Raw genomic sequence first — 10207 nt, forward strand, 5'->3', positions numbered from 1 at the left:
AATTTTTAAAGATTTCTATAAAAACAGAAAAAAATTCTTGATGATAGTGATAGGATAAAAGTACGTTCAAAGTTGGGAGCGATTCGCCGCTACCATCCATGCGCAAACTGTATCGTCTACCGAAAGCCTGAAATGGGCTTCAATTCTATCACGGTAGACGATTATTTTATTGATATATGTTGGTAAAATTTGTTTAATTTTGTGAGGGTCACCCGCTTCCAACACTTCTTTGTCTTTTAAAAGGTACTGTATTATTTTTTCTTCTGTTATAAAAGAAGTGTCGGGCAAGCTGTTCATTTCTTTTATTCTCACTTCTATTTCTGCTTTCTGCTGCTCTAATTCTGTCAATTTTTCATGGAGGCTTGGATGGAAGTAGCCTTTTGCTATTACATCTACGATTGAACTTATGCTTTTTTTGATTTCTTTATACCGCCTTGAGAGCTTTTTTTTTTCTTCGTCTCTTTCCGAGATAAGTTTTTTATTTTCCTCATTTAATCTTTCAACAAGCTTTGGTAATGCATCTTCAGAAAAGACTCTTTGAAGAAGTTCATCTATGACGTACTGCTTTATCATCTCTTTGTTTACGTCTTTGTTGTCACAAGCCTTCTTTCTGCTTTTATTGTTGCAGCGGTAGTATGTATATTGACCTTTACTGAGGGTGCCAACGATGGACGAACCACACACACCGCACTCCATAAGCCCTGAAAGAAGATAGATTCTCTGCGCTGTATAGCTGGCCTGCTGCTTTTTATTTTTCTCCATTCTCTTCTGTACTTCTCTAAAATCGAATAAACCATTTCAGGGCTTGTAGGAATAGAACTTCCATTAAAAAGTCAAAAGCAAGAGATTGTTCTCTAAGATAAGCTCCATACTCTATCTTTATTTTTTCAGGAGGTGGTTTTGTGCAGCTTACCGCTACCAGTAGAGAACAAAAATCGTCACCTCGTAGGAATTGTTTCTTCTGAGATGACGATTATTTTTTATTTTTCTTTTGTACAATTTCATCCAATTATTAAAAAAGCTGTCATAAAGACAGCAAAATATCTCATCTATACAAAACAAATTATATATTCATACCGCCAAACTTATACAACACTGCTCCTTCTAGGTTGTCCCATTCGCTTACAGTAATTTCTTTTTTATTAAATATTTCTAAAAGAGTAAGTAAAATAGCTGTTCCAGCAATTATTATATCGGCTCTTTCTGGCTGAAGACCAGCTATTTTTTTCCTTTCCTCAAGAGAAACGGACATAAATCTATCTAAAATTCTCTTTATTTCCTCCCTCTCTAGAACATATCCGTGTACTTTTTCCTCCGAATAAATTTCCAATTGCTGTGATACTGCTGCTAAACTTGTGATAGTCCCTCCAATTCCAACAAGCCTTTCAATTTCATTATACTTGCCTATTGAATTTACCACTGTATCTATTATGTAAAGCCTCATATCGTTGTATTCTTCTAAAGAGGGAGGGTCACTTTTTACGAATTCTTCTGTAAGTTTCACTGCTCCTATACCAAAACTTTCTTTTATAAATTCAAAACCTTTATAGGCTAACTCTGTACTCCCTCCTCCTATATCAATAACCAACGCTTTATCCAATTTTATCCCTTTGACAGCACCTATATAGCCAAATAGGCTTTCAGTATCACCGTCTAGTATATCTAATGCTATATTAAATTTTGAAAAATTATCCAAAAATAGCTCCTTATTTTTAGCTTCTCTCATAGCAGAAGTAGCAAAAGCATAAATCTCATCTACACCTTCCTTCTCTGCCATTGATATAAATTCCTCTATCGTCTCCACAGTTCTCTGAACAGCACTAGGGTTTAGTCTACCCGTTTTTATTAATCCTTCCCCTAAACGGGTTATTTTTACATCTTTACGCAATCTAATTAAACTGCCATCTTCTACGTCGCATATCAATTGTCTGACAGAATTTGTTCCAATATCTATCGCAGAGACTCTCATAACAACCCCCAACTTATGAAAAATCTTCGGGAGGCCCCGAAGTTAATATCCATTGCTTCTTCTGTAACTTGTATTTCTTCTTTTTGAATCTAAATGCTTTCTAAGCTGTTGCTGTCTTTCATCAGAATCCTTTAAAAATTTTAATAATTTCTCTTCAAAAGAACTGTTATTGTTGTTTCTGCTGTTTTGCCATGCAAAATCTTTTTCTTTAGGAGTTTTTTGCGGCATTGCCTTCTTTATAGACAGGCTTATTTTTCCATTTGGTTCCATGGACAAAATTTTTACTTTAACCCTGTCGTTTTCTTTCAAGAAGTCCCTGATGTTTTTCACGTATGTGTTCGCAACTTCAGAGATGTGAACCAGCCCCGTTTTCCCCTCCGGTAGCTTAATGAAAGCTCCAAAGTCTGTGATGTTCAATACAGTTCCTTCGACAATATCCCCAACTTCAAACGGCATAAAAGTAAATATCCTCCCTCTCAAGTTTTTGCTAATGGAATTATTATATATTAAAACAGAAAATATTTCAACAGGATTTTTTGACCTCTATTTCCCCTCACCACCCCCTTTGTTCTTTGAAATATCTATGTATATTATCTCTCCTTTTTTGACAAGGCCAAGCTTTTCTCTGGCTTCTCTCTCTATAAAACTATCGCTGTTAACTTCTTCTAAAGTTTTTTTCAGGCTTTCATTTTCTTTAAGCACAGCAGCCTCTTTAGCCTTTAATTCTTTATATTTACTATCCAATCTCATCAAAGTAAGCTGCTGACCCAAAAAAGTGAAGGCGAGGTAAAAGATAAAGCCAAAAAGCAATATCTTCTTTAGTTTTTTCATCTCTCTCCCTCTTTCTAAAAGCCTTTATAATAGTGTAATTCGACACATTTTTAAAAACTCCTCTATTTTTTCCCTTTAAAAATTTTAAAATATTTAAGTTCCTCTCCAATACTATTTTTCGCAAAATCCCAAGGTTTTTTAAAAAACCTAATGGCAGTTCCAAAAGGTTTTAATAAAATTCCTGCCACAAACTTAAAGAAATTCACTATTCCCGTTGTGACTATAATTAAAATCTCTGTGACAAACTCGCTCAGCAAAAAGTAATACAGCAAAACTCCAAATAAAAAACCAAGAAAATTGTAAAACCTCAGTTCTATATAATTGCTCATATAGAGGAAGTACAGCATAATAACCGTACTGATGAGCCAAAATATAATATCAGCAGCTGTGACAAAGGCTTTTTTCAGATGAAATACTTTCCGCATCACTTTAAAAATATCATATAATGCCCCCAGTATAAATCCTCCATAAACCGTAACCAAAAAAGAATAAATTTGGCTTTGTATAGTAATTACCATTTACATCTCCTCCTTTTCCTGTTATATTATATTTATCCACAACCACAACCATGAAAATTAAAAACAGGGGCGATGCAGAAATGAAGACGGTATATGTATGTGGTCATAAAAACCCGGACACTGACTCAATTTGCTCTGCTATAGCATATGCTCACTTAAAAAGAATAACAGAAGGGATAAACGCTATCCCCGTGCGGCTTGGACCTATAAATAGAGAGACAAAGTTTGTGCTGGATTACTTTGGCATAGAAGAACCAATCTTTATTGAAAATGTATATACTCAGGTTCAAGATATAAAGTTTGACAAACCTTTAATATTTAAAGAAAACACTTCTATGTTCGAAGCCTGGAACGCAATGATGGAGAAAAACATAAGGACACTTGCAGTAGTGGATGACGAGAATAAACTCATAGGAATAGCAACAGTAGGGGATTTAGCAAAAGCTTACCTCTCTTCTGCCCACGAACTATCTAAATACAGAATACCAATTGAAAACCTACTTGCAACTTTAAAAGGAGAGATTTTATTAAGATACCTAGACTATATAGAAGGAAACATACTGGTAGCCGCCATGTCAAAAGAAAATGTCCTAAAGAGGATAAAAGAAGGAGATACGTTGATAGTGGGAGACAGAGAAGACATCCAGGAAGCCGCAATTCAAAAAGGCGTAAAAGCTTTGATAATAACGGGAAACAATCAAGTCTCAGAAAAAATTTTAGACTTAGCTGAAAAGCATGAAGTAACTATAATAAAAGTCTCCCCTGACACCTTTGATACGGTAAAACTTTTAAATCAAAGCATTCCTCTGTCTTATGTCATAAAAAAAGAAGACATAGTTAGCTTCAGACTCACTGATTACATTGACGATGTAAAAGAGGTAATGTTAAAATATAGGTACCGCAATTTCCCCGTATTAGACGAGGAAGGAAGAGTTGTAGGGCTTTTAGGAAGAAGGCACATCCTAGACTACGAAAGAAAAAATGTAATTTTAGTCGACCACAATGAGTTTTCCCAAGCTGTGGAAGGAATAGAACAAGCGAGAATACTCGAGATAATTGACCATCACAGACTTGGCACAATCGAAACAGATCAGCCGATACTTTTTAGAAACCATCCCGTAGGCTCTACAGCCACCATAATAAACCGGCTTTATGAAGAAAAAGGGCTGATTCCCGACCCGAAAATAGCTGGCATAATGTGCGCTGCCATACTATCTGACACGCTTGTTTTCAAATCACCTACCTGCACCCCTGAAGATGTGAGAGCCGCGAAAAAGCTTGCAGAAATAGCAGAAATAGATATAAACGAGTTCGGGAACCAGATGTTTAAAGCAGGAACTTCATTAGAGGGCAAAACAGTAGAAGAAATCTTCTACACCGACTTTAAAGAATTCACAGTAAACAAATACAAGATAGGCATAGGACAGGTAAACACCTTAGCCGATCCAGGGGAACTCAAAAAAGACCTCATCTCCTTCATGGAAAAAGTAAGAAGTGATAAAGGATACGACATACTGCTTCTTATGCTGACAGACATCATAAACGAAGGGTCAGAAATCCTCTTTGTAGGCGATAACAAAGAACTCCTAGAAAGGGCTTTTGATGTAAAGATACAAAACAACAGTTTCTATCTTCCTTACGTGATTTCTCGCAAAAAGCAGGTACTTCCCCCTCTTGTAAAAGCGATAAACACTCATTAGTGTTTATCGCTTTACATATCTTATTATGTCTTTGAAGCTACCAAATCGAAAATATTTAATTTCTTTTTCCTCGCAGTAATCTGCTAACACGTCTTTAGCAAAAACCTCATCAGCATGTTCCGTCACACAGAAATCAGAATACCCATCTCCTACAAAGGCAACACTATATCCCTTTTTTCTGTACTCTTTTAAAATATTGAGTTTACACATTCCACATTTATCGCACTCTTTATCTTTATAGGGAAAAGCTACTTTTATTTTTCCCCCTTCAAACCACATTTTATTGCTATAATAGGGAAGTTTTAAATTATACTTTTTCATCACCGCCTCTATTATAAAATCGTATCCATCGCTGACAATAACTACTTCATATCCTTTTTCTTTTGTCACCCCTAAAAACTCCAGGAAATGGTCATCTATCTCTACATTTTCCATTATAAATTTAAAAAGCTCTTCTTCAGACACTTCCATTAGCTTTAAAGTCTCAATAGCACACTCTTCTGTAGACATCTCTCCTTTTTCCCACAACTCATTGTAATACTGCCAACCTTCCTTTGCAAACTTCTCTACCATCATGTAGACAGCATCTTTTTTGGTCACAGTTCCATCAAAATCCACCAAAAAAACTTTTTTCATCTGCTCCTCTCCCTTCATCCTTTTAAGAGCCACTTCACAAATTTTATCGCCAGATCTTTATGTTCCGAATTAGAAAGAACTGCAATTATCTTGTTATGATAGTCATAGCCAATTTGCTTTAACCATCGATTATCAGAATCCACATATATCCCATAAACGCCTTTTTTGACGCCATTCACATCTTTCAAAGTTTTCACCACTTTATAATCTTTAAGGTCTAGCCCTTCAGTCTTGTCCAGCCTCAAAAAAGCTCCCTGGACCGCCAGCGCATCAAAGCTCTTTTTATCCAGTATGATGACATCTATCTGCTTTGCTGCAATTCTGGCAATCAACTTTTGAGTAGAAGCTGGATCTAATATAAGTTCTCCTTGGGAGTCTCTCATCAGCTTGTAAAAATCTACTGAAGCCTCTTTTTTATCTGAGGGATTTCCTACAAGTTCTTTTGTCACTTCATGAGAAAATTGGCTTAACCTGTCAAAATCTACGCTTTCACCTATTAAAGCTATGTTTAAAACGTATTCCTTTCTATTTATCATGCTCAAAGTAAAAGTAGTCAAAACGTATATCAAAAGTAATCCCACAATTATGTGGATTTTGTAGTAATCCCATATGTACTGCAATTTCTCTTTAAAAGTCAACTCTTTAAACCAGTTTTTCTTCTCCTCTGCCATATTCTCACCTCATAGCTTACTGAACAGTTTTGCACTTTTATTATAGCAAGAAAAGGCAAAATAAAAAAGCCGCATTGCGCGACTTATCTAAACATCCTGCTTATAAATCCTCCAGACTTTGAAACAAGTCCTCCTTTTTCAGAGTAATTTAGATTTATAATTTCTCCATCTAATGACACTTGTCCCTCATCCAGATTGAGCTTGTTGATGTGAAGACCCTGCCCCCTTACAGTCAAAATCCCCATCTCTGTCTCCACAATCACAGATTCTTCATCAAAACTTATCACATTCACAACCCCCGTGATACTCATCTTCTCTCTATTTTCTATAGACACATTATGGGGCTTTGTCCCTTTCTGCACAAACCTTTTATCCTCCATAAAAGATTCCCCCTTTATTTTTGCAGCTACTATTATCTATGACTCTTGTACATTTTTTAGAACAAAAATTCCCTAATCCCATATTTTAACTATATTTATCCCTTTGAAATAGTAATTCAAAATATCCTTCGCTTTTTTACCTTCCTCTGCCATTTGATATGCTCCCCACTGAGACATACCTACTCCGTGTCCAAATCCTCTGCCTTTGAAAAAAACTCTACTTCCGTCGTAACGCACTTCATCTATCACAGTGGACTTAAGCCTTTCACTCCCTATTGCCATTCTAAAATCTGGCGCATTGACAGGAGTCCTATCAAATAGTAAAGTTACCACTCTTCCTGAAGGACCCCTTTTACCTATTTTAACTTCTTTAAAATCTCTTATGCTAAGCCCCATCTTTTTCAAAGCACTTAAAACTTCTCCTTTTGTAAAAGAAGCACTCCAACTTTTTACATTGCGTGGAGCTTTATCACTTTCTTTAGACTGAACACTTACAATGTAAGGAGGCTCTCCTTTTTTGTAATTAAGTCCTTCTTTTGCAAGAGCTGTCCGCCCCGCTGAATGAGAGTGAAACCAGGCATTTATAAAATCGCCATTGTACACAGCAACAACTCCTCTTGTCTCTTCAACAGCTTTTTTTATCCGTTCATTCACATTCGCCGGATTCCAGGCCTGTGCCTCTTCAAAATCTGTCGATATATCTGCACCTTTGTACTTGGACTTTTTTGTCTTAACAAAATTTAGCACATATGTCCTAGCTAAAATAGCCTGAGCTTTTATAGCTTCAATGGGCCAGTCATTTTTTATCTCCCCTGCCACAGTACCCTCGACGTATTTCTCCAAAGGCATTTCCTCTATTCTGCCTTTTTGAACCACGTAAACCTTAAGGACAGGCTCTTTATTTTCCCCTTTGCTTATTTTCGAAGGTATTTGAGGAAGATCCATCTTAGGCTTCCTCACAGGCTCAGGTTTCTTAGCAGGTCCCTTGCAAGATGTAATAGAAAAAGCAATACTTATTGCAAGAAAAACAGCCAAAATTTTTCTAAATTTATTCAAACAAAATCCCTCCCAGATACTTTTATTAATAGTATTTGAGGGATTTTGTTAAATAATTCATTCCTCTAACACTTTATACATATCAGAAGACTCTTCTTTCAATACATGCTCTTTTACTTTTAAAACCTCTACTTTCACTACCCTATCTCCCAGATGCAGTTCCAAAATATCTCCTTCTTTCACCTGGTCACTTCCTTTCGCCTGCTTGCCGTTTATAAAAACAAGCCCTTTATCACAAGCCTCCTTTGCCACTGTGCGCCTTTTTATAAGCCTTGAAACTTTCAAAAATTTGTCCACTCTCAAAATTTCCACCTCCTTAAAAGTAAGAAAATCAGGTCGAAACCGACCTGATTTTCTTTTTAAGAATTCACCAAATCCTTTAAAGCCTTTCCAGCCTTGAAGATAGGAGCTTTTGATGCAGGGATTGTTATTTCCTCTCTTGTCTGAGGATTTCTGCCCTTCCTCTCTGCCCTCTCCCTAACTTCAAAAGTCCCAAAACCTACTAGCTGGACTTTGTCACCATTTTTTAATGCTTCCTGAACTGCTTCGATGAAAGCGTTCAATGCCTTCTCAGCATCTTTCTTGGTCAACTCGCTTTTTTCAGCAATTTTCGCAACAAGCTCTGCCTTATTCACAATCAATACCCTCCTTCGTTATTTTTAAATATACTTTTACTTTTTATTTATTCTTCACAAAATCGAAAAATCCTGCTAATTTAAGCTTATTTTTCATTTTTTTTATTAAAATTATTCGCCTTCGCCTCATTCCAAAAAGCATCCATGTCACTTAATGTCATATTTTCCAACTTCATGCCTTTCTTTCTGGCTTCCCTCTCTATATAGGAAAACCTCTCAATAAACTTCTCAACCGTCTGATGAGTAGCTTGTTCAGGGTCCACATCTAAAAACCTTGCCACATTGACTACCGCAAAGATCAAATCACCTATCTCTTCCTTTATCTTTTCCTTATTTTCTCCTTTATACACCTCCTTTAATTCCTCTAATTCTTCATAAATTTTTGAAAACGCCTCCTCAACCCGATCCCAATCAAACCCCACCCTTGAAGCCTTTTCCTGCACCTTAAAACTTCTCATCAAAGCAGGCACATACCTTGGCACATCCCTCAAAACATCCGTGTAAGAATTAAGTTCCTTTTCTTCTCTTTTTTTCTCTTCCCATTTTAATTTTTCCCACTTGTCCAAAACTTCCTGAGAATTTTTTACCTTTTCTTCGCCAAAAACGTGGGGATGGCGCCAAATCATCTTTTTGCATATTCTATCTACAACTTCTCCAAAGTCGAATGTTCCCCTTTCCGCCGCTATTTGAGAGTGGAAAACCACCTGCAAAAGGACATCTCCCAGCTCTTCCACCATTTTGTCCTCTGCCTCTTTTTCAATGGCATCAACTAGCTCATAGCTTTCTTCAATTAAGTACTTCTCTAAAGTCTTATGGGTTTGTTCCCTATCCCAAGGGCACCCATCCTCAGCCCTCAAAGCCTTCATTATATCCAAAAGGTCGTATATATCGTATTTTTCCTGAAAAAATCCTTTTACAGGAGGAATGTACAGAGAAGTCAAATAATCAATCCAATCTAACCTGTCAATCTCGTATATAGGCACTTTTTCAATTTTTCGATCCCTCATCCCAGCGTTTTTTATAACTACCACTTCATGAGTATCTCCATAAACTTCTGCCAGCTTCAATTTCACTTCTGATGCAACGAACTTATCATAAACCTGCAGCACTATATTGTGGCATCTCTTATCCGGCCTTTGCTCACTTAGAGAGAGAGCATCAATTATTTTTAATCCTTCCACAGGGTCAACCTTCAAATCGCTCAAAATCGCATCAATTGATGAAACCGCAGGAACCAGTTCTATTGATATATCGGCACATCCATCGCAAAAGTTTAATATGTACTCTACAGTTTTTTCGCCCACATATGGATGTCCAGGAACCGCATAAACTACTTTTTGATATTTTTTTGCCTTTTCTATAACCTCTCGTGCTATATTCTCATACACTTCTTCAAAAGTCTCGTACTTTTCATAAAAACTGTCAAAAGTTTCGAAAATAAAGCCCTTCTTTTCCAGCTCTTTCACAACAGGATGCTTGGCAGTCCTTAGAAAAATCCGCTCAGCTTCTTCCAATTTCTTTAAAGCTCCTACTGTCAAACTGTCCATTGACCCTGATCCCAATCCTACTATAGCTAGTTTGCTCACAAATATCACCCCGAGAAAGTGTTTACGGATAATATTATATCACTTTCAGTATTTTTTATATAGTTAAATTTTTTCTTTTCTCCCCTGTTGAAAAAGTTGCCAAATTAAATTATAATATATTTTAGCACACTTTAAAGACAAACGGTAAAATGTCAAGGGGGTAATTAAAAAATTTTTGAGGCATTTAAAGGGCAAAAAGACAAAAAAATACCCTTCTTCCAACAT

General features: G+C 36.4%; 13 protein-coding genes. 1 reads left to right on the forward strand and 12 read right to left on the reverse strand.

Annotated elements, in window-relative coordinates; all coding sequences use genetic code 11:
• Positions 1–66: 66 nt before the first annotated feature.
• The 5 genes from EV203_RS12615 to yabQ form a co-directional block, all read right to left on the reverse strand.
• A complete protein-coding gene (locus tag EV203_RS12615; RefSeq protein ID WP_207910900.1) occupies positions 67–762 on the reverse strand; it encodes a recombinase zinc ribbon domain-containing protein in 696 nt (231 codons plus the stop codon).
• A 301-nt stretch (positions 763–1063) separates the two neighbouring features.
• Positions 1064–1969, reverse strand: a complete 906-nt coding sequence (locus EV203_RS12620; RefSeq protein ID WP_009609752.1) for a Ppx/GppA phosphatase family protein — start codon at positions 1967–1969, stop codon at positions 1064–1066.
• 42 nt (positions 1970–2011) lie between these two features.
• The gene (locus EV203_RS12625) at positions 2012–2425 is read right to left on the reverse strand and encodes a S1 domain-containing RNA-binding protein (protein ID WP_011026467.1); all 414 of its coding nucleotides are present in this window, start codon (positions 2423–2425) and stop codon (positions 2012–2014) included.
• Between the two features lie 87 nt (positions 2426–2512).
• Complete coding sequence (locus tag EV203_RS12630) at positions 2513–2800, reverse strand: FtsB family cell division protein (RefSeq protein ID WP_041587227.1); 288 nt, start codon at positions 2798–2800, stop codon at positions 2513–2515.
• Positions 2801–2862: 62 nt separating this feature from the next.
• Entirely contained in the window at positions 2863–3318 is a 456-nt protein-coding gene (gene yabQ, locus EV203_RS12635) for a spore cortex biosynthesis protein YabQ (protein ID WP_043883990.1), read from the reverse strand.
• A gap of 80 nt (positions 3319–3398) precedes the next feature.
• Here yabQ and EV203_RS12640 point away from each other — a divergent pair, with 80 nt between their 5' ends.
• Positions 3399–5018, forward strand: a complete 1620-nt coding sequence (locus EV203_RS12640) for a putative manganese-dependent inorganic diphosphatase (RefSeq protein WP_011026470.1) — start codon at positions 3399–3401, stop codon at positions 5016–5018.
• Between the two features lie 3 nt (positions 5019–5021).
• Here the strand turns inward: EV203_RS12640 and EV203_RS12645 are convergent, their stop codons facing one another.
• The 7 genes from EV203_RS12645 to yabN form a co-directional block, all read right to left on the reverse strand.
• Positions 5022–5654: an MtnX-like HAD-IB family phosphatase gene (locus EV203_RS12645; protein ID WP_132040840.1), complete on the reverse strand. Its 633-nt coding sequence runs from the start codon at positions 5652–5654 to the stop codon at positions 5022–5024.
• Between the two features lie 14 nt (positions 5655–5668).
• Positions 5669–6325, reverse strand: coding sequence for an ABC transporter substrate-binding protein (locus tag EV203_RS12650; protein ID WP_022587250.1), 657 nt, complete (start codon positions 6323–6325; stop codon positions 5669–5671).
• A gap of 83 nt (positions 6326–6408) precedes the next feature.
• Positions 6409–6705, reverse strand: coding sequence for a sporulation protein YabP (gene yabP, locus EV203_RS12655; RefSeq protein ID WP_011026473.1), 297 nt, complete (start codon positions 6703–6705; stop codon positions 6409–6411).
• 72 nt (positions 6706–6777) lie between these two features.
• On the reverse strand, positions 6778–7761 hold the full coding sequence (locus EV203_RS12660; RefSeq protein ID WP_132040841.1) for a SpoIID/LytB domain-containing protein: 984 nt from the start codon (positions 7759–7761) through the stop codon (positions 6778–6780).
• Positions 7762–7818: 57 nt separating this feature from the next.
• Positions 7819–8064, reverse strand: a complete 246-nt coding sequence (locus EV203_RS12665) for an RNA-binding S4 domain-containing protein (RefSeq protein ID WP_031313922.1) — start codon at positions 8062–8064, stop codon at positions 7819–7821.
• Positions 8065–8120: 56 nt separating this feature from the next.
• The gene (locus EV203_RS12670; RefSeq protein ID WP_011026476.1) at positions 8121–8396 is read right to left on the reverse strand and encodes an HU family DNA-binding protein; all 276 of its coding nucleotides are present in this window, start codon (positions 8394–8396) and stop codon (positions 8121–8123) included.
• Positions 8397–8482: 86 nt separating this feature from the next.
• Positions 8483–9982 carry a bifunctional methyltransferase/pyrophosphohydrolase YabN gene (gene yabN, locus EV203_RS12675; protein WP_132040842.1) on the reverse strand — a complete coding sequence of 500 codons (1500 nt, stop codon included), beginning with the start codon at positions 9980–9982 and terminating at the stop codon, positions 8483–8485.
• Between the last annotated feature and the right edge of the window lie 225 nt (positions 9983–10207).

The sequence above is a fragment of the Caldanaerobacter subterraneus genome, from assembly GCF_004345675.1.
Taxonomy (GTDB): Bacteria; Bacillota; Thermoanaerobacteria; order Thermoanaerobacterales; family Thermoanaerobacteraceae; genus Thermoanaerobacter; species Thermoanaerobacter subterraneus.

What these genes read in the sequence shown, in the direction of transcription:
- EV203_RS12615 (WP_207910900.1), bottom strand. Translation starts at nt 762, where the DNA reads ATGGAGAAAAATAAAAAGCAGCAGGCCAGCTATACAGCGCAGAGAATC.
- EV203_RS12620 (WP_009609752.1), bottom strand. Translation starts at nt 1,969, where the DNA reads ATGAGAGTCTCTGCGATAGATATTGGAACAAATTCTGTCAGACAATTG.
- EV203_RS12625 (WP_011026467.1), bottom strand. Translation starts at nt 2,425, where the DNA reads ATGCCGTTTGAAGTTGGGGATATTGTCGAAGGAACTGTATTGAACATC.
- EV203_RS12630 (WP_041587227.1), bottom strand. Translation starts at nt 2,800, where the DNA reads ATGAAAAAACTAAAGAAGATATTGCTTTTTGGCTTTATCTTTTACCTC.
- yabQ (WP_043883990.1), bottom strand. Translation starts at nt 3,318, where the DNA reads ATGGTAATTACTATACAAAGCCAAATTTATTCTTTTTTGGTTACGGTT.
- EV203_RS12640 (WP_011026470.1), top strand. Translation starts at nt 3,399, where the DNA reads ATGAAGACGGTATATGTATGTGGTCATAAAAACCCGGACACTGACTCA.
- EV203_RS12645 (WP_132040840.1), bottom strand. Translation starts at nt 5,654, where the DNA reads ATGAAAAAAGTTTTTTTGGTGGATTTTGATGGAACTGTGACCAAAAAA.
- EV203_RS12650 (WP_022587250.1), bottom strand. Translation starts at nt 6,325, where the DNA reads ATGGCAGAGGAGAAGAAAAACTGGTTTAAAGAGTTGACTTTTAAAGAG.
- yabP (WP_011026473.1), bottom strand. Translation starts at nt 6,705, where the DNA reads ATGGAGGATAAAAGGTTTGTGCAGAAAGGGACAAAGCCCCATAATGTG.